18 protein-coding genes and 1 tRNA gene are annotated in these 22,695 nt (G+C 73.2%); 4 read left to right on the top strand and 15 right to left on the bottom strand.

The window, feature by feature from the left end; genetic code table 11:
• Nucleotides 1-94 precede the first annotated feature (94 nt).
• From I8D64_RS05110 to I8D64_RS05100, 3 genes are all read right to left on the bottom strand, one after another.
• Complete coding sequence (locus I8D64_RS05110; protein WP_200501431.1) at nt 95-1,378, bottom strand: Gfo/Idh/MocA family protein; 1,284 nt, start codon at nt 1,376-1,378, stop codon at nt 95-97.
• 306 nt (nt 1,379-1,684) lie between these two features.
• A complete protein-coding gene (locus I8D64_RS05105) occupies nt 1,685-2,362 on the bottom strand; it encodes an AIM24 family protein (protein ID WP_200501430.1) in 678 nt (225 codons plus the stop codon).
• A 182-nt stretch (nt 2,363-2,544) separates the two neighbouring features.
• On the bottom strand, nt 2,545-4,485 hold the full coding sequence (locus I8D64_RS05100; RefSeq protein ID WP_200501429.1) for a hypothetical protein: 1,941 nt from the start codon (nt 4,483-4,485) through the stop codon (nt 2,545-2,547).
• A gap of 541 nt (nt 4,486-5,026) precedes the next feature.
• Here I8D64_RS05100 and I8D64_RS05095 point away from each other — a divergent pair.
• A complete protein-coding gene (locus tag I8D64_RS05095) occupies nt 5,027-7,036 on the top strand; it encodes a DUF6020 family protein (RefSeq protein ID WP_200501428.1) in 2,010 nt (669 codons plus the stop codon).
• Nucleotides 7,037-7,180: 144 nt separating this feature from the next.
• Here the strand turns inward: I8D64_RS05095 and I8D64_RS05090 are convergent, their stop codons facing one another.
• The 10 genes from I8D64_RS05090 to hemE all read right to left on the bottom strand — a co-directional run bounded on the left by I8D64_RS05090 (nt 7,181) and on the right by hemE (nt 18,076).
• On the bottom strand, nt 7,181-7,669 hold the full coding sequence (locus tag I8D64_RS05090) for a hypothetical protein (RefSeq protein ID WP_200501427.1): 489 nt from the start codon (nt 7,667-7,669) through the stop codon (nt 7,181-7,183).
• A 620-nt stretch (nt 7,670-8,289) separates the two neighbouring features.
• Nucleotides 8,290-8,363, bottom strand: a tRNA-Met gene (locus tag I8D64_RS05085).
• A gap of 342 nt (nt 8,364-8,705) precedes the next feature.
• Nucleotides 8,706-10,088 (bottom strand): glutamate-1-semialdehyde 2,1-aminomutase, encoded by a 1,383-nt coding sequence (hemL, locus tag I8D64_RS05080; RefSeq protein ID WP_200501426.1) that lies wholly within the window; start codon nt 10,086-10,088, stop codon nt 8,706-8,708.
• Between the two features lie 115 nt (nt 10,089-10,203).
• Entirely contained in the window at nt 10,204-11,163 is a 960-nt protein-coding gene (hemB, locus tag I8D64_RS05075; RefSeq protein ID WP_246482784.1) for a porphobilinogen synthase, read from the bottom strand.
• 112 nt (nt 11,164-11,275) lie between these two features.
• A complete protein-coding gene (locus I8D64_RS05070; RefSeq protein WP_200501424.1) occupies nt 11,276-12,184 on the bottom strand; it encodes a uroporphyrinogen-III synthase in 909 nt (302 codons plus the stop codon).
• Complete coding sequence (hemC, locus tag I8D64_RS05065) at nt 12,181-13,257, bottom strand: hydroxymethylbilane synthase (RefSeq protein WP_425490268.1); 1,077 nt, start codon at nt 13,255-13,257, stop codon at nt 12,181-12,183. Before hemC ends, I8D64_RS05070 begins: the two co-directional genes overlap by 4 nt.
• Complete coding sequence (locus I8D64_RS05060) at nt 13,254-14,582, bottom strand: ferrochelatase (RefSeq protein ID WP_200501423.1); 1,329 nt, start codon at nt 14,580-14,582, stop codon at nt 13,254-13,256. Before I8D64_RS05060 ends, hemC begins: the two co-directional genes overlap by 4 nt.
• A gap of 76 nt (nt 14,583-14,658) precedes the next feature.
• Nucleotides 14,659-15,423: a hydrogen peroxide-dependent heme synthase gene (gene hemQ / locus I8D64_RS05055; protein ID WP_200501422.1), complete on the bottom strand. Its 765-nt coding sequence runs from the start codon at nt 15,421-15,423 to the stop codon at nt 14,659-14,661.
• Nucleotides 15,420-16,901 (bottom strand): FAD-dependent oxidoreductase, encoded by a 1,482-nt coding sequence (locus I8D64_RS05050; RefSeq protein WP_200501421.1) that lies wholly within the window; start codon nt 16,899-16,901, stop codon nt 15,420-15,422. Before I8D64_RS05050 ends, hemQ begins: the two co-directional genes overlap by 4 nt.
• Nucleotides 16,898-18,076, bottom strand: coding sequence for a uroporphyrinogen decarboxylase (hemE, locus tag I8D64_RS05045; RefSeq protein WP_200501420.1), 1,179 nt, complete (start codon nt 18,074-18,076; stop codon nt 16,898-16,900). The genes I8D64_RS05050 and hemE overlap by 4 nt, the downstream gene beginning before the upstream one ends.
• Before the next feature lie 143 nt (nt 18,077-18,219).
• Between hemE and I8D64_RS05040 the strand changes: the two genes are divergently transcribed.
• Complete coding sequence (locus tag I8D64_RS05040) at nt 18,220-19,815, top strand: glutamyl-tRNA reductase (RefSeq protein WP_200501419.1); 1,596 nt, start codon at nt 18,220-18,222, stop codon at nt 19,813-19,815.
• A 30-nt stretch (nt 19,816-19,845) separates the two neighbouring features.
• The gene (locus I8D64_RS05035) at nt 19,846-20,133 is read left to right on the top strand and encodes a hypothetical protein (RefSeq protein WP_200501418.1); all 288 of its coding nucleotides are present in this window, start codon (nt 19,846-19,848) and stop codon (nt 20,131-20,133) included.
• A gap of 25 nt (nt 20,134-20,158) precedes the next feature.
• Here the strand turns inward: I8D64_RS05035 and I8D64_RS05030 are convergent, their stop codons facing one another.
• Nucleotides 20,159-20,683, bottom strand: a complete 525-nt coding sequence (locus tag I8D64_RS05030; RefSeq protein ID WP_200501417.1) for a GrpB family protein — start codon at nt 20,681-20,683, stop codon at nt 20,159-20,161.
• The gene (locus I8D64_RS05025; RefSeq protein WP_200501416.1) at nt 20,680-21,393 is read right to left on the bottom strand and encodes an HAD family hydrolase; all 714 of its coding nucleotides are present in this window, start codon (nt 21,391-21,393) and stop codon (nt 20,680-20,682) included. The genes I8D64_RS05030 and I8D64_RS05025 overlap by 4 nt, the downstream gene beginning before the upstream one ends.
• Nucleotides 21,394-21,707: 314 nt before the next feature.
• Between I8D64_RS05025 and folP the strand changes: the two genes are divergently transcribed.
• Entirely contained in the window at nt 21,708-22,589 is an 882-nt protein-coding gene (gene folP / locus I8D64_RS05020; RefSeq protein WP_200501415.1) for a dihydropteroate synthase, read from the top strand.
• Nucleotides 22,590-22,695 lie beyond the last annotated feature (106 nt).

Raw genomic sequence — 22,695 nt, 5'->3', positions numbered from 1 at the left:
GGCCGGCCGGCGAGAGCAGCCGGCGAGCGGCGAGCCGACGGGCCGGCCGACGGGTCGGGGCCGACGGCCGACGGGCCCGTCGGCCCCGCCCGGATCAGACCTCCGCGAGCAGCGCCTGGATGCCGGCCTCGTCGAGAGCGGGCTGGTCGGCGTCGAGATCCTGGACCGGCAGCGGGCAGTCGCCGAGGTCGTGGATCGGGAGACGGGCGCCTCCCTCACGCATCGACTGATGGGCGATGATCCCGGGCAGGGTATAGCGGGCCGCCTGCCAGGCGTTGACCATCGGCTGCTTCCCGTTCGTCACCGCACGCGCGAAGTCGTCGACCAGGAAGTGGTGGGCGCCCTCGTGGCCGTTGGGCTTGCCCTGGAACTCCGCGGGCAGGCGCTCCTGGTGGTGGGAGCGGGCTGCGCCGGCGACGAAGGCGTCGCGCAGGGTGGGGGAGACATCCTTCAGGCGGGGGTCGTCCAGGCTCATGGTCGACGAGGTGCTGATGAGGTCGGTGACCTCGAGGACCGACTTCTTGTCGTGCCAGTAGGTGACGTCCACGGTCTCCTCGAAGCTGCTGGCCTCGCCGAAGAAGCGGAAGCGGGACTCGCGCTTGTGGCTGGGGTAGCCCACGCGGCGCAGCTCGTTGGTGCGGAAGGCTCCGCCGTTGTCCATCTCGAACAGCGCGAAGGCGTTGGAGACGTCGTTGTCGAACATCGAGACGTCCTTGTCGAAGACGCCGTCGCCGCGGGTGTCGGGCCGACCGAGCGCCGAGACCGAGACCGCGTGGCGGTCCTCGAGCACGCCCAGGATCCCGCCGATCGAGTGCGTGGGGTAGAGCAGGGGCGGGTAGGAGGCGGTCGACTTCCAGGCGTCGCCGCCGGAGTACTTGTAGGCGTCGTAGAAGCCCAGGTCCATGTCGTGGACGTAGTCTCCCTCGGCGTAGAAGACCTCGCCGAAGGCGCCCGAGCGCTCGATCCGACGGGCCAGCACCACGGCGGCGTTGTACTGGCTGGTCTCGCCCATCATGTAGACCAGGCCCGTCTCCTGGACGAGGCGGGTGATCTCGCGGATCTCCTCCTCCTCGATCGCCATGGGCACCGCCGAGTACACGTGCTTGCCGGCCTGCAGCGCCTGGATCGCGATCTTCCCGTGCGTCCAGCGCTGGGTGAAGATCGCGACCGCGTCGACGTCGGAGGCCAGCAGCTCCTCGACGCTCGAGAAGCGTCCGGCGAAGTGCACGGGGTTCTGCTCGCGCTGCTCGATCGCGTCGATGCGCTCGGGCACCGAGTCCACGGCATAGACCGCGGAGATGTCGGGGTGGGCGCTGAAGAGCTCGGCGAAGTGGGTGCCGAACTGGCCGATGCCCACGATGCCCAGGGTGAACGACATATTTCCTCCTTGAAACAAAGTGTGGGTCACACACTAGCGCGGGCGGTGCGCAGGAGGGAAGGGAGGGTCGCGCTGTGGTGCGGGTGGTTGTGCTGACGGCGGGTGGTTGGGCGGCGGACCGGCGTTGAATGGGCAGGATCCGTGCCGGATTCGCCGAATCTCAGCACGGAACCTGACCGAAGAGGGCGTGCCGCGGGCCGTCGGTCGCTTGGGCCAGCTGCCGACCGCCGCCCGCTCGCCGCCCGCGCCGGCCCCAGCCGCCCAGCCGCCAGTGAGCCCGGAAGCCAGCCGAGCCCCGGCCCGGAATCAGGAAGCGGTCGTGACCGGAGCGCCCTCGGAGGGCTGGACCACGACGAAGCCCGGGCCGTGGAAGCCCAGCTGGAAGGATTCGCCGGAGCCGCGGCCGATGAGCGAGCCCATCTTGAAGTCGTTCTTGATCTGCGGGGTGAGGTTCGCCGACCAGCAGACCGCCGCCTGCGGGTCCACGTAGGTGGGTTGCTGCGAGCAGTCCAGCAGCATGGGCGGGCCGTCGGAGGTCACGGCGACCAGGCCCTGGCCCTGCAGGAACAGATTGAACAGGCCGCCGGCCATGAAGCCCGCACCGCCCGTGCCCCGGATGTCCCACTGGATCGAGGAGTCGAAGGCCAGCAGGTTGCGCGTGTTCAGGGTGAGCGCATCGCCCTCGAGCTGGATCAGGAAGATCTCGTCGGCCCGACGGGCGAAGAACACCTCGCCCTGGCCGCGCACGCGCATGAGGTTCCCTCCTTCGCCCGTGGTCATCTTCTTCAGCAGCTTCATGCCGCCGCCCGAGCCCTGGTACGAGAAGTCCATCTGTCCCTGGTAGGCGACCATCACGCCCTGGGCGGCGATGATCTCGGGGGACTGCGGCTGCAGAGCGCAGCGCAGCATCTTGGAGGACTGCAGGACCCAGCGCTCCTGGGTCTGCTTCTCCTGGTTCGAGGCGTCGAAGAGGGTGCTGCGCATAAGCGGTGTCCTTGTCTGGCGGGGTCCGGCGAGCGGGTCGTGGGGCCGGTCAGGTCGGGCATTCCGGGAGATCGTCTCACGGTCGCGTGGCCGCGGTCACTGGTCGGGAGAGGGGACGGTCGGGCGATCGGCAGGTCTGGCCGACGGGTCGGCCGGGCCGGCCGGGCCGACGGGCCCGGCCGTCATGTCGCCAGGGCGCCCTCCCGGGCGAGCTGGTCCTGGAGTGAGCCGGGGAGCACCCAGAGCCGGTAGCCGTAGCTCGAACCGCCGGTGACCGGTCGGGCGCCCAGGTCCTTCATCGTCGACCCGTTCTTGCAGGAGATGACGAGCTCGGTCGTGAAGGGCAGGCCCTTCGGCGGATCGGCGATGCTCACGGTGCGCGGCGAGAACCAGAAGCCCGACCAGTTGAGGATCTCGGCCCTGTTCAAGCCGGAGCTCGCACACGAGAGGTCGACGTCCACCGGCAGCGGGCCCGTGTCCCCGCTCGCGGCGTCCGCCCTCTCGAGGCTCGCACCCACCTTGGCCGGCACGCGCCGTTGCTGATCCTGGTTCGCGTTCAGGGACATCGCGGCGGCCCCGACGAGCAGCAGCGCCACGGCAGTGCGCGGGAAGCGCCGCAGCACGAACAGCGCGGCCAGGGCGATCGCCGTCGCCAGCGAAGCCCATATCCAGAAGCGGTTCGCGTTGTCGAGCGTGGGCGTCAGCGGACGATGGAAAGGGTACTCGGGGAACATGCCCTGCCAGCTGTTCACGGCCGCCGTGTTCGTCCCCAGCCCGTACCACATGGGCACGTGCGGGGCGACCTTCAGCACCACGGCCGCGGCCCCCAGCACGAACACCACCAGGGCGATGCCGATCATCGGGGCGCTCACCCGGCGCAGCAGCGCGGCCGCGGCCACCATCACGACCAGGGCCGCGACCTGATCGATGTAGCGCGAATAGAGCCAGGCCTCGAGGCCGTGGAAGCTCTTCCCCCACAGCGCCTCGGGCTGGTACCACCACACCACGCTCATGCCGACGGTGCTCAGGGTGAGACCGAACAGGAACGCCCCCGGTCCCAGACGCACGGTGCGCAGCTCCCGCAGCGTCCACACCACGATCACGACGAACCCCAGGGCGAACAGTCCGGCGGTGCCCACGACCTGCGCCCAGCTCTGGCCCGCCAGGAGCTTCGCGAGCGCCTCGGGCTGGGCATGGAGGATCGCCTGCATGGCCAGGTCTGTCTTGCTGCTGCCGGTCAGCAGCATGCGGTGGTTGATGGCCGAGGCGATCCGGTCCACGATCCACCAGGACGCGACCAGCGCGAGCACGCCCACGAGCGCCTTCGCGACGCTGCGGCGAGTGAAGAAGAGCAGCCACACCACGGCCGTGAGCACGAGCGCGAGAGCGCGCGTGTGCGTGAGGTAGGCGGCGGCGATCGCGCCGACGAAGAGCGCCAGGCGCCACCACGTCGGCCGCTTCCAGAGCACGAGCATGCCCAGCGCCGCCCAGGCGTAGCAGAACATGAGCAGCGGCTCGCTCATCGCGTAGTCCGCGGGCTCGATCCGTCCGGGCATGCACATGGCCAGGCCCGCGACCGCGATCGCCTGCGGCGTGCTCATCCCCAGATGGCGGCCCGCGAGGGCCAGCGGGAGGATCGTCGCGACGCCGATGACGTTGCCCAGGATGATCGCCGCGCGGTACACCGTCGCCGGGTCGTGCGTGAACCACCAGATGGGCGTCATGAGGATCGCCCACCCCGGGTAGTAGCCGCTCCCGGAGAGCTTGGGGACGTCGTGATCGCCGGAGAGCATCCGCGCGATCTGCAGAGGATGGATCTCGTCCCATGGGGTGCGCGGCGCCACGGCGCTCTGCGCGACCACCACGTGCAGGACGATGCAGAGCACGACGGCGGCCCCCGCGAGCGCCCACCACAAGCGGGAGGCCCCGGCGGCCGAGCCCGACCTGACGTCGGCCCCGGTCCCGGTCGCAGCCGTGGTCCTGGCCTCAGCGCCGGCCCGCCCCTCAGTGCCGTCCTCCGCCTTCGTGCCGGCCGCGCGCTCGGCTCCGGTCTCGCGCGAGCGTCGCAGCGCGGTGGGAGGGAGCGTGATCTCCGCGGAGCGCGCGGCAGCGGGTGATGACACGGTGGCGAACCTCCGGCGACGGGAACAGAGGGCAGGTGCGGCCGCACGGAAGGAGCAGAGGCACCGGCGCGGTGCGGATGGGCGGGCCCGTGAGGCACGGGGCCCTGCCCCGACCCGGCTCGCGATCCCCCACGAGGCCGGGTGCGGCGTCCCTGCGCGGGACGCCGTGCCACCACCGGGCCGGCCATCCGCGACCCGCCGTCGTGAGAATAGCCCCGGCGGCCTCGGCGTCCTGGGAGAGATCGTGCCGTCCCCGCGCGACGCACCAGGACAGCGCCCCGGAGCGCGGGAAGCTTCATACGAAGTTCATCGGACCGACGCCCGACGTTGACCGACGAGCGGACGGGATGCGACGTGGGGCACGGAGCGGCCCCGCAGGAGTGGGGCAGAAGCGGCGCAGTGGCCGCGCAGAAGCGGCGCAGAACGGGACAAGTGGGGCGCGGTCGGCGCGACTTCCGCGGGACGACGGCCGTGTCCTCCCCGCTCGTGGCCTGCGTTCCTGGACAATGGTCCGCAGGCACGGACGAGGGGAGTGGCCGAAGTGGAGCGCGCACTGCGAGGTGTCCAGAAGTTCGGCGCCGTCGCCGTCCCGATCCTGGTGGTCTGCGCCCTCACGCTGTGCGCGACGATGGGCTGGATCGCGCGCCATCCCTTCGACGACCAGGGCGAGCACCTGCTGTTCCTGAGCGCCTTCGACGCCCACACGAAGCTCGTCGTGGGCCTGCTGATCTACACCGCGGTCATGTACGCCGCCCTGCTCACCGTCGTCGGCGGCCTGCTGCGCTTCACGCTCGCCCGGGCCGAGGAGCGCGCCGGCGAGCTGGCCGCAGGGACCTCCCGGCGACGGCCCTCCCGGATCGCACGGGCCGCGCGCTGGCTGCTGGGCAGCTGGTGGCGCCTCGCTCTGCTGCTGCTCGTGATCTGGTCGCCCATCCTGTTGGGCGAGGTGCTCGGCGGGGGCGGGGCCTGGGCGGACGCCGACCTCCAGGGCGGATCGCTGCGCGGCGAGGGCATGTCCGGCCACCGCAGTCCGCTCGTCATCATCGCCTTCGAGTGCGTGCTCGCGATCGGCCGACTCCTCACCGGCGGCATCGGGGCGGGCCTCGGCGTCCTGGTCCTGGTCCAGCTGGCCCTCGTGCTCGCGGCCCTCGGCCGCGCGGCGGCGCTGCTCGGGCGCTGGGTGCGCAGCGACGGCCTGTGCGCCCTCGCGCTCGCGGTGCTCGTGATCGGCGGCGTCCCGATCGCGCTCTGGTCCCTGTCGCTCTCACCCGCCGCGCTCGGGGCGGCCTCCCTGTGCTGGTTCCTCGCGCTCGTCATCGACCACGTCCACTCGCGCGAGCCGATCCACGGCGGACGCGTGCTCGAATGGGCGCTCGCCGCCCTGCTGCTGCTCAGCTGCTCCGCGCTTGCGGTGCCCCTGGTGATCGTGCTGCTGGTGATGACGGTGATCATGCGCCGCGGCCGGGAGGCATGGCGGGTGGCGCTGGTCGCTCTCGTCGTGCCGCTGCTCGTGGTCCTCGTGGGCACGCGCCTGGGCGCCTCCCAGGGGATGCTGGGCACGGAGGACCCGGTCGCCCAGCACGGGCTGCAGGCGCAGAGCATCGCCCTCGCCCTGCGCGAGGACCCCGATGCGCTGTCCGCGGAGGACGCCGACGCGCTCGCGAAGATCTTCGACGTCGAAGCCCTGCGCGACCGCTACTCGCCCGGAGCGCCCGCGAGACTGCTCGAGGCGGAGAACGACGATGTCAGCGCGGCCCAGGCGGAGCGGCTCCCGGACATCTGGTGGCACCTCGCCCAGAACCATCCCGGACTCGCGGCCGACGGCATCCTGCTGGAGGTCTCCAGCACCTTCGACCCCTTCGCCCACGGCCGCCAGAACCTCCCGGGCACCGCGGACGACGGTGCGCCCGGCGCGGTCGCCTCGGTCCTCGACGGGACCCCCGGCCTGCGACTGCTCGTCGAGTCGCCCCTGCGCGTCGTGGCCGTGCTGCTGGTGGGCGTCATCGCCGTCGCCCTGCGCCGCCCCGGCGTCTGGTTCTGGGCGGTGCCGATCGGCATCCTGACCGGGGCGCTCGCCCTCATGCCGGCCGACGCCTCCGGCGGCGCCGCACTCGTGATCGGCTGCTTCCTCCCCTTCGCCCTGCTCGCGCTGTCGGCGAGCAGAGAGCTCGTCGAGGTCGGCTCGCCCGACGGCGCGGTCCGCAGGATCCGCCGCGTCACCCGCCGCCGCAGCACGCCGGGTGCGGGTGCGGGCGCGCGCGGCGGTCGCGGGGCCGACGGTGAGGTCGGTGCTGGCGACAGAGGTGCGGACAGCAGGGTCGACAGCGATGCTGACTACGGAGCTAGCCCGGCTGACGGGGTGCCGGGCGGCGCGGCCGACGACCTCAGCTGGATCGGCGTGACCAGTTCACCGCGCGATGGCGGACCCCAGGGTCGGCACCAGCGCTCCGCCGAGGCCGAGAAGGAGGGCCGCTACGGACCGGTGCGCAGCCTGCCGCAGCGTCCGCTCGCGCCGCCGAAGGGCCTCCACCGGAAGCCTCGGCGGCGGTGAGTGCGGGGCGGTGAGTCCGCGTCGCTGAGCTCGCGGCGATGAGTCCGCACGGCATTGCGCCCGTCGCGGTGAGTCCGCATCGCTGAGCTCGTGGCGGTGGCCCCGAGGCGGTGGCCCGAGGCGCTGCGCGGATCCCGTGGTGACTCAGGCTCGCCGCGAACGACGCTGCCACCAGCGGCGGCGCGACGTCGGTCCGTGATCCGGCGCGCTCGGAGCATCCGCTGTGTCCGCTGAGTCAGCCGAGTACCCTGAGTCCGCCGACTCCGCCGCACCCTCGTCGTGCGCCCCTTCGACGTCCGCTTTCTCGTCCTCCGATGAGGTCGTCGGTGCGTCCTCCGTCGGGTGTGCGGCTCCGTCCTCGTCGTCCTCGATCCAGACGTCGGTCCAGCCGATGTCGGACTCGTCGTGCGGACGGAAGGGACGGCGCTCTCCGATCTCCTCGGTGACGTCCTCGAGGTGGATCTCCCGGGGCGGCCGCACCTCCTCGCCGCGATGCGGCACCGGGCACGTCCAGAAGTACGGACAGCCGGGGCATCCGGCGAGCTCGGCGTCCGGCGCGACCTCCCGCTGGACCTGCACCTGGTCCTGCGCCTGCAGGATCCGCTGGCGAGTGTCGTACGGGTTGATGTCCACCGGTGCAGATTACGCGTCCCGGCTCCGCGTGCGGTGGTGACGGCACCGACGCGCGGCGATGGTCACGCGAGGGCCGCCGAGCGCGTGCATGGCAGATCAGCCGACGTCGACGGGAAGTGGGCATCCCAGAACGACGGCACGGGGCGCGGCAGCACGTGATGCCCCCCGAACCTCGCCGAGGCCCCGGTGTTGACCCGAACAGTGCTTGGGAACCGGAGCTGGCTCGAACAGTGCTGCGCAATTGTCGTTATGGGCGCTCAGAACGACGACTACGCAGCACTCAACGGTCCGGCCAGCCCGAAATCGGCCCGAAGGGTGATGCGGACCGGGTGCTGGTTCGAACAGTGCTGCGTACCGGTCGCTATGGGCGCTCAGAACGACGACTACGCAGCACTCAACGGTCCGGCCAGCCCGAAATCGGCCCGAAGGGTGATGCGGACCAGGTACTGGCTCGAACAGTGCTGCATACCGGTCGTTATGGGCGCTCAGAACGACGACTACGCAGCACTCAACGCTTTCCCTTGTGGCCCCACGGCCCCAGCGTGCGAACCGACGCCGGGCGGGGACTGGGCCGGGTGAGCGGGCGCCGTGCATCCGGGCGCCGAGCACCCGGGCGGCGGACACTCCGGCAGGATTCGAACCTGCGACACGCTCCTTATGGGGGAGCTGCTCTACCGGGCTGAGCTACGGAGCGGGACGGCCTGCACGCCGAGAACTCGTGTCGAGGTCGACGAGGGATCCCGGCGAGGCGACCGACGCGCGGGATCGACGTCGGCGGCCATGCGCGCCATCCCCGAGGAGGACGCGCATCCATGGTGCGCAGGGAGCCCCGTGCCGTGCCACCCATGGGACACACGGCGACGCACAGCGAGACCGGCGCCCAACCTGGACTCGAACTCGAACTCGAGTCCGGTCCCCGCCCCGAGCGACCTGGCGCGCCCGCTCAGCCCAGCCTGCTCAGCCCAGCGCGCTCACTCAACCCAGCCCGGCGCGCCCAGCCTGCTCAGCCCGGCCCAGCCCGCTCAACCCCGCTCCCTCAACCCTGCGCTGCCGCGCGCGCCGCGGCCGGGAGGACCTGGGCGATGCGGTCGACGATCTGCTCGTCGTGCGCGGTGGAGACGAACCAGGCCTCGAAGGCCGACGGCGGCAGGTAGACGCCGCCCTCGAGGAGCGCGTGGAAGAAGCGGCCGAACGCGGCCGTGTCCTGGTCCTTCGCGTCGTCGTAGGTGGTCACCGGCTGCTCACGGAAGAACACCGAGAACAGGGTGCCGGCGGTCTGGATGACGTGGGGGACGCCCGCGGTGGAGAGGGCGTCGGCCACGAGCGACTGCAGGGTCGAGGAGGTGCGCGCGAGCTGGGCGTACGCGGCGTCGTCGAGCCCGGCGAAGGTCGCGAGGCCCGCGGCCGTGGCGAGCGGGTTCCCCGAGAGCGTGCCCGCCTGGTAGACGGGGCCGAGCGGCGCGAGCAGGTCCATGAGGTCCGCGCGGCCGCCGAAGGCCCCCACCGGGAGACCGCCGCCGATGACCTTGCCGAAGGTCATGAGGTCGGGAGCCCAGTCCGAGCCGCCGGCCGGAGCGGATCCGGCCCCGTCGGCCGTGCCCGCCCCGCCGGCCGGAGTCGACCCCGCCCCACCGGCCGTCGGCCCGTCGATGCCGTAGTAGCCCTCGGCGCTCGCGCGGAAGCCGGTGAGCACCTCGTCGGTGATCAGCAGCGCGCCGGCGGCGTGGGCGGTCTCGGCGAGGAAGGCGTTGAAGTGCTCCGGCGGGGTCACCACGCCCATGTTCGCGGGTGCGGCCTCGGTGATGATCGCGGCGATCTCGCCGCCGCGCTCGGCGAACAGGGAGGTCACGGCGTCGCGGTCGCCGTAGGGCAGCACGATCGTGTCGCGGGCGGTGCCCTCGGTGACTCCCGCGGAGCCGGGCATCGCGAAGGTGGCGACGCCGCTGCCGGCCTCGGCGAGGAGAGCGTCGACATGCCCGTGGTAGCAGCCGGCGAACTTCACGACGACGTCGCGGCCGGTCGCGGCGCGGGCCACCCGTAGGGCGCTCATGGTGGCCTCGGTACCGGAGTTGACCAGGCGCACCTTCTGCAGCGGGCGCACGCGCCGCACGAGCTCCTCGACGATGCTGACCTCCCCGGTCTGCGGAGCGCCGAAGGAAAGGCCGCGGCCAGCGGCCTCGCGCACGGCCTCGACGACGCGCGGGTTCGCGTGGCCCAGGATCATCGGCCCCCAGGAGCCCACGAGGTCCACGTACTCGTGGCCGTCGGCGTCGGTGAGCAGCGCGCCGGAGGCCGAGGCGATGAACGGCGGGGTGCCGCCCACGGAGCCGAAGGCCCGCACGGGCGAGTTCACGCCGGCGGGGATCACCTGCTTGGCGCGGTCGAACAGGGACTCGGAGGTCGACTCGTCGAGGGTCATGGGGCTGTCTCCTTCGGGGAGTGCGGACGGGTGGGAGTGCGGGCAGCGCCGGGACGTCGAGCGGAGCTCGAGCCAGTGCTCGAGCCAGTGCCAGAGCCGGCGGTCGAGCGGGGTCTCAGACGAACGGGCGCAGGTGGGCGGGCAGGCCGTCGTGGATCCAGCCGGCGACCTCGGACGCCCAGTAGGTGAGGATCGTCGAGGCGCCGGCGCGCTTGAAGCCGAGCAGCGATTCCATGATGGCGCGGTCGCGGTCGATCCAGCCGTTCGCGCTCGCGGCCTCGATCATCGCGTACTCCCCGCTGATCTGGTAGCTGCCCACGGGCACGGGGGAGGACTCGGCGATGTCGCGCAGCACGTCGAGGTAGGGCATGCCGGGCTTGACCATCACCAGGTCCGCGCCCTCGTCCACGTCGAGCTCGACCTCGAGGCGGGCCTCGCCGCCGTTGGCGGGATCCTGCTGGTAGGTGCGGCGATCGCCCTCGAGCGAGGAGTCGACGGCCTCACGGAAGGGGCCGTAGAACGCGGAGGAGTACTTCGCGCTGTAGGCGAAGATCGAGACGTCCTCGAAGCCGCCCTCGTCCAGGGCGTCGCGGATCGCGGCGATCTGGCCGTCCATCATTCCCGAGGGGCCGATCATGTGGACGCCCGCGCGGGCCTGCGCCAGGGCGATCTCGCGGTACCGCACCAGAGTGGCGTCGTTGTCGACGCGGCCGCGGGAGTCCAGGATGCCGCAGTGCCCGTGGTCGGTGAACTCGTCCAGGCACAGGTCGGCCATGATCACGAGGTCCTCGCCGATCTCCTGGGCGAGGCGCGCGATCGCCCGGTTCACGAAGGAGTCGGGATCGCTCGCGGCGGAGCCCACCGCGTCCTTCGTCGCGGGGACGCCGAACAGGATGATCCCGCCGACGCCCCGGTCGGCGGCCTCGCGGGCGGCCTCGAGCAGGGAGTCCTCGGTGTGCTGGACGACGCCGGGCATCGAGGTGATCGGCACGGGCGCGTCGATCCCCTCGCGCACGAACATCGGCAGAACCAGGTCCGACGGCCGCAGCGTGGTCTCGCGCACCAGGGAGCGCATGGCCTCGGTGGTGCGCAGGCGGCGGGCCCGACGGGCGGGCGAGAGGTGGGCGGGGAGCTGGGCGCGGTAGTCGGCGACGCGCTGATCGGGGTCGATGGAGGTCATCGGGGTGTCACTCCTTCGGGGCGGCGGGGCTGGTCGAGCTGGTGGGGCTGGTCGAGCTGGTGTGGCCGGCGGGGATCGTGGGGCTGGTCGTGCTGGTGGTTGGGAGAGCGGTGGTCTCGGGCGCGAGCGCGAGGTGCACGGCTCGTGCGAGGGACGGGGCGTCGGGGTGCTCGGCGCGCGCGTCGACCCGGAGCCCGGCGCTGAGAGCGGCCTTCTCGGTGGGGCGGCCGATGACGATGACGGCGGTGCGCGGGTGCACGCCGATCTGGGCGGCGCGGCGGGCGATCATCGAGCTGGTCAGCACGATCGCGTCGAAGCCGCCGCCGGGCAGGTCGCGCTCGACCTCCGCGGGCAGGGGCGCGTGCTCCGGGTGGTAGGCGTCGACCTGCTCGACGCGCATGCCGGCGCCCTCGAGGCCTTCGCGGACGGTCGGGGCGGCGGCCGATGAGGCCGGCAGCAGCACCCGCGGAGCGGGAGCGGTCGAGTCCGAGACCGACCTCGAGACCGAGCCCAGTTCCGGGTTCGTGTCCTGGTCCGACGAGCCCACGGCCTCCCGACAGCGGCGCACCGCCTCGACGAGCGCCGCACCGGACCCCTCGGCGACCAGGTCGACCTCGAGGCCGGCCTCGTGCAGGGCGCGGGCGGTCGCGCCGCCGACGGCGACGACCTCGGTGCCCTCGGGCACCTGCAGACCGACGGCGACGAGCGAGCGCACGGTCGCGGGGCTGGTGATGACCAGCAGGTCGTACTCGCCGCGGGCGAGGCGGTCGAGGGCGGGGGCGAGGTCCGCGGCGGGTGCGGGCTCGATCCGGACGAAGGGCGCGCGCACCACGTCGTAGCCGGCGATCTCGAGGAGGTCGGTCAGGTCGTCCCCGCGCCCCTCGGGGCGGGGGAGGAGGACGCGGTCCCTGCTCACGATGCGGCGTCGCCCCCTGCGGCGCTCAGCACACGGGCGGCGCCGGCCTCGAGGAGGTCTGCGGCGAGGTCCTGCCCGAGGCGCACCGCGTCGGCCTCGAGTGCTGCGGGGTCGGCGAGGTCGACGGGCGTGCTGCGGGTGCCCTCGAAGACCTGGGTGCCGTCCTCGGAGATCGCGAGGCCGCGCAGGGTGAGCACGGGCCCCTCGGAGGCGTCGTCGGCGCCGTCCGAGCTCGAGCCCGCGTCCGCGCCCGCGACCGTGCCGAGGGCGCCGACGGGTGCCGAGCAGCCGGCCTCGAGGGTGCGCAGCAGGGAGCGCTCGGCGGCGACGGCCGCGCGGGTCGGGGCGTGGTCGGCCGCGCGCATTTCGGACTCGAACCAGGCGCCGGCAGAGCTCTCGGCGCACTCGACGGCCAGCGCGCCCTGCGCGGGCGCGGGCAGCAGCACGTCGGGGCTCAGCAGCTCGCTGATCACCTCGCTGCGGCCCAGGCGGAGCAGGCCGGCGGCGGCGAGCACCACGGCGTCCAGGTCCGCGCCCTCGCCGAGCGCGCGGGCGAGCCGCGTCTCGACGTTGCCGCGGATGCCCACGACCTCGAGGTCGGGGCGGGCGCGGCGCAGCTGGGCGGCGCGGCGCGGGGAGCCGGTGCCGACCTTCGCTCCTTGCGGGAGCGTCTCGAGGGTGAGGCCGTCGCGGGCGCAGAGGGCGTCGCGGGGGTCCTCGCGCTCGGGGATGCAGGCCATCACGATGCCGGGGACCGGCGCTGTGGGCAGGTCCTTCGCGGAGTGCACGACGGCGTCGACCGCCCCGCCCAGCAGGGCCTCGCGCACCGCGGTGACGAACACGCCGGTGCCGCCGATCTGCGCGAGCGGGCTGGTGCGGTCGACGTCCCCGTGGGTGCGCACCCGGACGAGCTCGACGCGGTCCTCGCCCGCGACGCGTCCGGCGATCTGGCCGGACTGGGCGAGGGCGAGGTCGGAACCGCGGGTGCCGACGCGCAGCAGGAGGGCCCCGTCGGCACGCGCGGGGGCGGCGTCGGCACGCGCGGAGGTCGCGCTGTGCTGCTCGGCGCTCACGCCGGCACCTCGGAACCGGCGCGCGACTGCTCGGCGTGCGCGGCCTGCTCCTCGGTGATGAGCGCGCGCATGTGCTCGTCGGCCCGCATGGCGAGGGCGATCTGCTCGACCGTGTCCAGGGGCGTGCCCTCGACGGGGACGGGGCGGGCGTGCGCCGAGCCGTTCAGGCAGCACAGGGCGCCGCAGGTGTCCTCGACGACGCCGAAGTCGGTGACCGCGCGGGGGCTGTGGCCGGGCTCGACGTGCTCGCGCACGAGGTCCACGAGGCCCTCGACGAAGCGCTCGTCGGTCCCGGAGGTCGCCACGCGCGTGAATGCCAGGCCGAGCTCCTCGGCGGTCTCGGCGGCCTCGGTGTCCAGGTCCCAGACGACCTCGACGTGGTCGGTGACGAAGCCGATCGGGACCACGATCACCGCGTCGGCCTCGCCGTTCTCGCGGATCTCCTGCAGGCGGTCGTTGATGTCGGGCTCGAGCCACGGCACGTGCGGAGCGCCCGAGCGGGACTGGTAGACGAGCTCCCAGTCGGGTACGCCGAGGGCCGCTGCACCTCCGTCGGCCCGGGCCGCGTCGCCCGGGCGCGCGCCGGCCGATGCGCCGCCGGTCGCCCTGAGCTGCTCCATCACCCAGCGGCACGCCGCGAGGTGCTGGGCGACGTACCAGCCGCCCACATCGCCCGCCGACGGGTCCTGCGCGTCCTTCTCCGCGGGCCCGGAGGCGCTGGACATGACGTGCGGGATGGAGTGCGTGGAGAACAGCACCCGGGTGCGGGAGGCGTCGTGGCCGGCGTCCCGCATCTGCGTGATCGCCGCGCGCACCCCGTCGCGCACGGGCTCGAGGAATCCGGGGTGGTCGAAGTAGGCGCGGATCTTCTGGATCTCCATCTGACCCACGAGATCGTTCGCGACCAGCGCCTTCGCGTAGTCCTCACGGTACTGGCGGCACGAGGAGTAGGAGGAGTAGGCGCTCGTGGCGACCGCGAGCACCCGGCGGTGCCCGTCGGCGCTGATCCGCCCGACCACGTCGCTCGTGAACGGCGCCCAGTTGCGGTTCCCCCAGTAGACCGGCAGGTCGATGCCGGCCGCTGCGAGCGCCCGCTGGAAGCGGGCGATGAGGTCGCGGTTCTGGTCGTTGATCGGGGAGCGCCCGCCCAGCTTGCGGTAGTGCTCGCCGACGACCTCGAGGCGCTCGTCCGGGATCCCTCGCCCGCGGGTGACGTTGCGCAGGAACGGCACCACGTCCTCCTGCTGCTCCGGTCCGCCGAAGGAGGCGAACAGGATCGCGTCGTACGGGACGTCGTCGGGGAGGGGTGCGGGGTTCTCGAGCATGGTGACCTCCGGGTCGCAGTCGATGCTCCGGCGGGGCGGCCGGGGCGGAAGGGAATCGGGTGGGTGCGGGACGGGATCAGACGAGGATGGCGGCGACGTCGTCGGCGGCGGCCAGGCGGCGGCCCACGTGGAAGGGCAGCTCATCGCGCACGTGCAGACGGGCGCCGGTGTAGCGGAGGGCGCGCATCATGTCGACGAGGTCGTGGAGGTCGTCGGACTCGAAGGACAGCAGCCACTCCCAGTCGCCGAGAGCGAACGCGGCAACGGTGTTCGCGTGGACCTGCGGGTAGGTGCGGCCCAGCGTGCCGTGCTCGATGAGCATGTCGCGGCGCTCCTCGTCGGGCAGCAGGTACCACTCGTAGGAGCGGGTGAAGGGGTAGACCGTGACCCACTGCTGCGGGGTGCGCGAGGGGGAGAGGAAGGCCGGGGCGTGGGACCGGGAGAACTCGGCCTCGCGGTGCACGCCGACGGCCGACCACGAGCGCACGAGGCCCTCGGCGGCGCGCGTGCGCTCGAAGCGGCGCAGGGCGTCCTGCAGCGCCTCGGGGGTCTCGGCGTGCATCCACAGCATGAGGTCCGCCTCGGCGCGGAACAGCGAGGCGTCGTAGATGCCGCGCACCACGGTGCCCTCGGCCTCGATCGCTGCCACGACCTTCGCGACCTCCGCCGCGACCTGCTCGCGCGGGGCGTCGGCCGCCTCGACGCGCGTGAAGACCGTGTAGGAGGTGTACCGGACCGTCTCGCCGCCGGTGGGGGCCGACGGGGTCGACGGGGTAGAGGCGGCCGACGGGGCGGTCGCCGCGGGGGCCGACGAGGCCTGGTGGGTGTCTTCGCTGCTCATGATGTCCTTCCATCGTGTCGGACGAGGGCGTCGAGCCCCGTCCCGGCGCGCCATGCGCCGGTCAGCTCCAGCGGCAGCCCAGCGCTGCCGAGGATGCGGTCGAGGTCTTCGAGGGCGGCGCGGTGGCCGGGGCGGGCCTGCCGCATGGTGCGCCGCCAGGTGACGGTGCGGGCGGCCCGCAGCTGCTCGCGCGAGAGCGCGGTGCCGAGGATCGCGGAGGCGTCGGCGAGGGCGAGGTCGGTGACCTGCTCGTCGGTGAGGGCGTCGTCCCCGGGCAGCACCTCGCCGGGGCGTCCGTAGGACAGGCGGAGCACGTGGGAGTGCGGTCCGAAGCGCTCGCGCGCGGCCCGCTCGACGTGCTCCCATTTCGCGCTCGCGTGGGTCAGGCCCTTCGCGCGGATCCCGCGGGTGCCCGGCGCGACCAGCGCTCCCGTGCCCGAGGGGAACGCGTCGAGCTGCGGGGCGTCGAGCGCCAGCAGCACGAGGCGGACGGCGACGGCGGGGCTCGAGGGGATCGCCCGGGCGACCTCCGCGAGATCGGCGTCGGCATCGGAGCCGTCGGCCTCCGCGGCCCCGTTCCCGAGCAGCAGGTCGCGGGCGGTGCCGGGATCGGTCGCGATCACGAGGTGGTCGGCCGCGAGCGTACCGGTGTGCGCGCCCTCGAGACGCACCTGCCAGGCTGCGTCGGGGGCGTCCGGCTGGGCGTCGGCCGCGTCGGTGCCGCCCCGTCGGACGCCCACCGCGCGGGTTCCGCCGAGCATCGTGCCGCCGTGGGCGATCAGGTCGTCGGCGAGGGCGCCGGGCAGCAGCGCCATCGTCGGATCGAGTGCCCGCACCGCGGTGCCCGCGGAGGCATGGGGCTGCGGGCGCAGGCGGCGCACGGCCGCGGCGAGGGACCCGGTCTCGCGCACGGTCTCCTCGAGGCGCGGCAGCACGCTCGCGAGCTCGAGGGTGTGCGGATCGGCCGAGTGCACGCCGCCGATGATCGGGCTGACCAGGCGCTCCGCGACGCGGGCGCCCATGCGGCGCCGCACGTACTCGGCGACGCTCACGCCGTCGGCGAAGCCGAAGGAGGCGGGCAGGAGGCGCTCGACCCAGGCGCGCAGCGCGCCCGTCGTGCCGAGCGCCGCGCGCACCTCGCGGGACAGCGGGTCGCCCGGGATGCCCAGCAGGCCGCCGGGCGGGGAGACGAGCGCGCCGGCGTCGGAGACCACGCGGGAGCCGAGCCCGGCGCGGGGGGTCACGACGTGCTCGCCGAGGCCGAGGTCGCTGAGCAGTGCGTCGACCGCGCCGGAGCCTGTGCCGTACGCCTCGGCGCCGGCGTTGACGAGGATTCCGCCCAGGTCGACGCCGCGCACGGCCCCACCCACGTCCTCACGGCGCTCGACGAGGGTGACGCGGGCCCCGCCGCGCGCATGCCGGCGCGCGGCCAGGAGCCCGGCGAGACCTCCGCCGAGGACGAGGACACGGGTGCTCACAGCGCGTCGGCCTCCCGAGTGCTCGGGGTGCTCGGGGCCTGGCCCGTCGAGGACGGCTCGCCGGCCGCAGGGGACTGCTCGTGGAGGTAGGCGACGAGGTCGGTGAGGACCCCGGGATCGGTGTCGGGCGGGACGCCGTGGCCGAGGTTCACCACGTGGCCGGGGGCGGAGGCGCCGCGGGCGAGGACCGCGTCGGCCTCCGCGTAGCGGGCGTCGGCCCCGGTGAACAGCACGGCGGGGTCGATGTTGCCCTGCACGGGCACGTCGCCGCCGAGGAGGTCGATGGCCTGGTCGAGGGTGATCCGGTGGTCGACGCCCATCGTGGTCGCGCCGGCCGCGTGCATCTCGCGCAGCAGGTGGCTCGCGCCCACGCCGAAGTGGATGCGCGGCACGTCGAGGTCGGCGACGGCGTCGAGCACGGCCGCCGAGTGCCGCTGGACATGGGTCAGGTAGGTCTCGGCCGAGAGCGCGCCCACCCAGGAGTCGAACAGCTGCACGGCCTGGGCGCCCGCGGTGACCTGGGCGCGCAGGAAGCGGCCCGAGAGCTCCGCGACCCAGCCCGCGAGGCGGTCCCAGGCGGCGGGGTCCTCGCGCATCAGGGCGCGGGTGCGCAGGTGGTCGCGGCTCGGGCCGCCCTCGACCATGTAAGAGGCGACGGTGAAGGGGGCGCCGCAGAAGCCGATGAGCGGGGTCGCGCCGAGCTCGGCGGTCACCAGGCGCACGGCCTCGCGGATCGGCTCGAGCGAGTCCTCGAGGGAGTCGTCGATCGGGGGCAGGGCGTCGATGTCGGCGACCGTGCGGATCGGGTGGTCGAAGACGGGGCCGCGGCCGGGGACGATCTCGACGGCGAGGCCGGCGATCTTCGCGGGCACGACGATGTCGGAGAAGAAGATGCCCGCGTCCACACGATGGCGGCGCACGGGCTGCAGGGTGATCTCGGCGGCGAGCTCGGGCATGAGGCAGGCCTCGAGCATGCCGGTGCCCTCGCGGGCCTCGCGGTACTCCGGGAGCGAGCGGCCGGCCTGGCGCATGAACCACACGGATGCGGGCGCCGCGGGGTCGACGGCTTCTCCACGCAGCCGACGCACCAGGGTCGGGGTGTCCTGCGCGGTGGCCTGCGGGGCCTGCGCAGTGCCCGGACGGGCGGCGGGGGCGGGGCTCATCTGATCTGACATCCTGTCGTGAAAAGTGGCTCTGACGTGCACGATCGCCGTGCTCTGCCATTGTGCCCCCAGCCCGTGGGCGGTCCGCGGGAGGAAGGTCCCGGGGTGGTCAACACCTCACCGGCCCGGCGGCGGCCCGGGCCTACCATGGAGTGATGCTCGCCGCCGTCCGTGCCACTCATGAGCACCTCGATCTCGGGGTGCTGGACGTGCTCACCCGCGATGCGGCCGACCTCCCCGAGGTCATCGAGAACCTCAATGCCGACGGGGGCCCGCTCGACGGCTGGGTCGTCATGTCCACGTGCAACCGCCTCGAGGTCTACCTCGACACCCAGCGCTTCCACGACGGGCTCGAGCTCGTCGTCGAGGCCGTGAGCGAGACCAGCGGCCTGGACGCCGAACTGGTCTCCGTGTGCTTCGAGACCGCGATGGGCGCGCCCGTCGCCGAGCACCTCTACGAGGTCACCGCGGGGCTGCGCTCCGTCGTTCTCGGCGAGGCGGAGATCGCCGGCCAGGTACGCGCGGCCTTCGACGCCGCCCGCGGCGCCGGCCACACCACCGCGCAGCTCAACGACCTCTTCCAGATCGGCTTCCGCTTCGCCAAGCGGGTCGCCTCCCGCACCCCGGTGGGTGCGGCCGGCCGCTCGGGCGTCGCGATCGCGCTCGACCACGCCGTCGGCCTCATCGGGCCGTTGCAGGACAAGGACGTGCTGGTCATCGGCACCGGCGCCTATGCGCGCCTGGGCGTCGCCGACCTCACCCGCCGCGGCGCGGGCCGAGTGCGCGTGCACTCCGGCTCCGGGCGCGCCCTCGGGTTCGCCGAGCGCCACGGCATCGAGGCCATCCGCGCCGACCAGCTCGGGACCGCGATCCGCGAGGCGGACCTCGTGCTCGCCTGCTCCGGCCGCGGCACGAGCCTGTTTCCCGACCACTTCCGGGACGTCGGCCCCACGCTCATCCTCGACCTCGCCCTGCACTCCGACCTGCACCCCCTGGTGCGTCACCTGAACGATGTGCAGGTGCTCGACCTCTCCGACCTCACCATCGAGATCGACGAGGAGGCCGCCCCCGTGCTCGAGGCGGCCCGGCAGATCATCGCCGACGGCGTCGCCCAGTTCACCGCCCGCCAGGAGTACCGGCGCGTCGACCCGGCGATGGCCGCGCTGCGCCGCTCGCTGGGCGAGGCGACCGACTCCGAGGTCGCGCGGCTGCGCCGCGGCGGCAAGGGCGAGGAGGCCGACGACGTGGAGCGGTCGATTCGCCGCATCCTCGCGAAGGTCATGCACTCGCCCACGGCCCGCGCCCGCGAGCTCGCCGAGCAGGGCGATGCGGACAAGTTCGTGCAGGCCTTCCACACCATCTTCGGCGTCGACCTCGGGGAGGCCGACGCCCCCGCCGAGGGCGACCACCTCGCGAGCCCCTGGGTGCGGCTGGACCGCACCGTCCCACCGGAGGCCGTGCGCGAGGGCGCCCTGCTGACGGGGGAGACGCCCGGTGCGCCGGCCGACGCCGCGTGGGCCGGTTCCGCGTCGACGGGTCACGCGTCGACGGCCGCCGTGTCGGGGGCCGACGGGACGGCAGCAGGAGAGGGAGCCGCGCCTGCCGCGCCGACCGCCGACACCATGAAGGCGCTCGCCAGGCTGGCGCGCATGGGCGTGCAGGAGAACGTGCGCCAGAATCCCTCGGCCTGCCCCCTCACGCCCGCACAGCAGCAGGCGTTCCTCGAGCAGGTCGGCCACGGCCGGTCCTGACCCGTCGCATCCCCTGATCCGGAGGACCCGATGACCACGCCGAGTCCCACCACGGCCGAGCTCTACTCGCGCCTCGCGGCCATGCTCACCGGTGCCGACGCCCCGAACGCCTTCGACGCCGCCGTCATCGACGTGCGCGCCGATCTCGCGATCGCCTGCGCCCGCGAGGGCCGCGCCGAGGACGCCGCCCTGCAGGTCGAGGAGCTCGTGAAGGACTGCCGCCGCGAGCTCACCGGGGACGATCCGCGCACCGCCCGCGCCGAGGAGGCGAAGGCGGAGGTGTGGCGCCTCATCGAAAGCGTTGGCGAGAAGGGCTGAGGTCGGTGGTGGTGGGGGCGGCCGCTCAGCTCTCCCGATGCTCGTTCAGCAGCCTGCCGACGGTCGGGGCCTTGGCGCGGGTGTACTCGGTCCACCCGATGGATGATCGGGCTGCCTCGACCTTCGTGCGCAGATAGTCGGCTCGAGCATCGGCGTCCTGGCGCAGGAGATCCCGGAAGTCGAGGCGCTCCGTCCAGATCCGTCCGCCGTGTTCGACGAGATGGAGGACGCAGTCGCGCGCGCGGCGCGTGGGACGGCTCAACCAGCAGTGCCGCTCGCGCTCTCCTTCGAGGTCCCAGCCCGCACCTTCCAGGCGATGCGCCGCAGCGGCGATGGCGCTCTGCGGGACGCCGACGATCACATCGACGACATCCTTCGCGGGAAGACCAGGGACGGCGGTCGAACCGATGTGCTCGATCCGCACTCCGGGCAGCACAGCGAGGACGTCGTCTCGGATCCGCGCGAAGCGCAGTGCCCAGTCCTCCGGTCTCGGATCGACGAGCAGGACAGCCTGCTCCGACGGGGTATCCGGCCGCTCCGCTGAGGTCATTTCCGGGTCACGCCGCCTTCACGGTCCTCCCTACGCGAGGCGTGCTCGACATGTCCTGCGTCCTCGGCGATGAGCTGGAGCACCTCACGGGTGGTCTCGGCCTGCACGGTGGGCCGCCAATCCCTTCCCTGGTCGTCCCACGGCCTGCCATGGCGCACCCAGCCGGTCGAGAACCCCGCGTTGCGCCCGCCGGCGATGTCGGCGTCGGGATGATCGCCGACCATCCACACCGCTCCGGGCTCCGCGTACGACCCGAGACGCTCGAGCGCCGCGTGGAAGATGCCCGCCGACGGTTTCTTGACCCCGACCGATTCGGAGATCACGACGTGGTCGACCAGGTCGCCGATCCCGGTGAGCTCGAGCTTGCGGGACTGCTGCTCGGAGCGTCCGTTGGTCACCACCACGATCGGGATGCCGGCCCCGCGCAGGCTCTGCAGCTCCTCGACCACACCGGAGTAGGGCTCGATGTAGGGGAGGTGGCCGCGCCGCAGCTGCGAGACGAGCTCCTCCGGGTCGGTGGTCAGGCGCAGCCTCTCGCGCAGTCCGTCGGCGAGGACGCGGCGGGGAGCGTATCCGTGCGCATCGGCCGCGAGCAGCCAGTCCAGGTCTTCGCGACCCCCGCCCAGATCCTCGACGAAACTCTTCGCCCAGCGCGCGAAGCCGCCGTCGCGGTCGATGAGGGTGTTGTCGAGGTCGATCAGCAGCAGCATCCGCCGAGACTACCGAGCACCCCCGGACACTTCACGTAGCAGGAGATCGGGTGACCCTCGTATATGCACGTGACCCGATCCCCTGCTACGCGAAGTGCACGCCCTCGTCGGAGACCGTGCGCTGAGTGCCCTGCGCTCGCCGTGCCGTGCCCCGCGAACCCTGCGTGCCCTGCGCTCGCCGTGCCCCGCGTGGCCCGCGCTCCGTGACCCGCGCGCTGTCGGGAACGCCCCGTAGAGTCGTGCCGAGCATGCGCCACCAGTGCGGATGCCACCAGTGCGGGCGGCGGGAAGCCGTCGGGGAGAGAGGACGTCGGATGGAGCCCGAGCACCGCGGGATGAGCGCCCTGGACCTCACTCGACACGTCGCCGTGATGGCCGTCGTGAACCGGACCCCCGACTCCTTCTACGACAAGGGCCGCACCTTCGTCCTCGACCAGGCGGTCGAGAGCGCCGAGCGCGCCGTCGAGCATGGCGCCGACTGGGTGGACATCGGCGGCGTGCCCTTCGGGCGGGGCCCCGCGGTCTCCGTCGAGGAGGAGATCGAGCGCGTGGTCCCCGTGATCGAGCGGCTCACCGCCGCCCATCCCCAGGTGATGGTCTCGGTCGACACGAACCGCGCCGCCGTCGCCCGAGCGGCACTCGAGGCGGGCGCCGCGGTCATCAACGACACCAGCGGACTCACCGACCCGGAGATGGCGCGCGTCGTCGCCGACGGCGGTGCGCACGTGATCCTCTGCCACAGCGCCGGCAGGCCCCGCGAGGAGAAGCCCGCCGCGCACTACGAGGACGTGGTCGGCGAGGTCCGCGAGGCGCTGCTGGACCAGGTCGCGCGCGCGGAGGCGGCCGGGATCCCGCGTGAGCGGATCATCGTCGACCCCGGGCACGATCTCGACAAGAACACGCTGCACTCCCTGGAGATCACGCGCCGGCTCGAGGAGCTCGCGCAGATCGGACTGCCCCTGCTGGTCGCGGTCTCGAACAAGGACTTCATCGGCGAGTCGATCGACCGGCCGCAGGGTGAGCGCCTGGCGGGCTCGCTCGCCGCGATGAGCGTGTGCATCCTCAAGGGCGCGCGGATCGTGCGCATGCACGACGTCCCCGAGACCGTGGACGCCGTGCGCATGACCGAGGCGATCCTGGGCCTGCGTGATCCCGTGCGCCTCGAGCACAACATGCACCCGACCCACAACGTCTGAGCCGGCAGGCGCCGCGGGGGCCACGGAAGTTTCCGCGAGCAGGGGCGGAGCCGCACCGCGCGGCCCCGTCGGACCGCCGTCTTCGCCGCCCCGCCGTCACCGACGC

Source organism: Brachybacterium halotolerans (genome assembly GCF_016623465.1).
Lineage (GTDB): Bacteria > Actinomycetota > Actinomycetes > Actinomycetales > Dermabacteraceae > Brachybacterium > Brachybacterium halotolerans.
This window is presented reverse-complemented; position numbering and strand designations above follow the sequence as displayed.

Bases quoted from the DNA above. Each gene is read 5' to 3' on its own strand.
- I8D64_RS05035 (WP_200501418.1), top strand. From the start codon at position 19,846: ATGACCACGCCGAGTCCCACCACGGCCGAGCTCTACTCGCGCCTCGCG.
- hemQ (WP_200501422.1), bottom strand. From the start codon at position 15,423: ATGAGCAGCGAAGACACCCACCAGGCCTCGTCGGCCCCCGCGGCGACC.
- I8D64_RS05060 (WP_200501423.1), bottom strand. From the start codon at position 14,582: ATGCTCGAGAACCCCGCACCCCTCCCCGACGACGTCCCGTACGACGCG.
- folP (WP_200501415.1), top strand. From the start codon at position 21,708: ATGGAGCCCGAGCACCGCGGGATGAGCGCCCTGGACCTCACTCGACAC.
- I8D64_RS05105 (WP_200501430.1), bottom strand. From the start codon at position 2,362: ATGCGCAGCACCCTCTTCGACGCCTCGAACCAGGAGAAGCAGACCCAG.
- hemL (WP_200501426.1), bottom strand. From the start codon at position 10,088: ATGACCCTCGACGAGTCGACCTCCGAGTCCCTGTTCGACCGCGCCAAG.
- hemB (WP_246482784.1), bottom strand. From the start codon at position 11,163: ATGCGCTCCCTGGTGCGCGAGACCACGCTGCGGCCGTCGGACCTGGTT.
- I8D64_RS05025 (WP_200501416.1), bottom strand. From the start codon at position 21,393: ATGCTGCTGCTGATCGACCTCGACAACACCCTCATCGACCGCGACGGC.
- I8D64_RS05040 (WP_200501419.1), top strand. From the start codon at position 18,220: ATGCTCGCCGCCGTCCGTGCCACTCATGAGCACCTCGATCTCGGGGTG.
- hemE (WP_200501420.1), bottom strand. From the start codon at position 18,076: ATGTCAGATCAGATGAGCCCCGCCCCCGCCGCCCGTCCGGGCACTGCG.
- I8D64_RS05030 (WP_200501417.1), bottom strand. From the start codon at position 20,683: ATGACCTCAGCGGAGCGGCCGGATACCCCGTCGGAGCAGGCTGTCCTG.
- I8D64_RS05110 (WP_200501431.1), bottom strand. From the start codon at position 1,378: ATGTCGTTCACCCTGGGCATCGTGGGCATCGGCCAGTTCGGCACCCAC.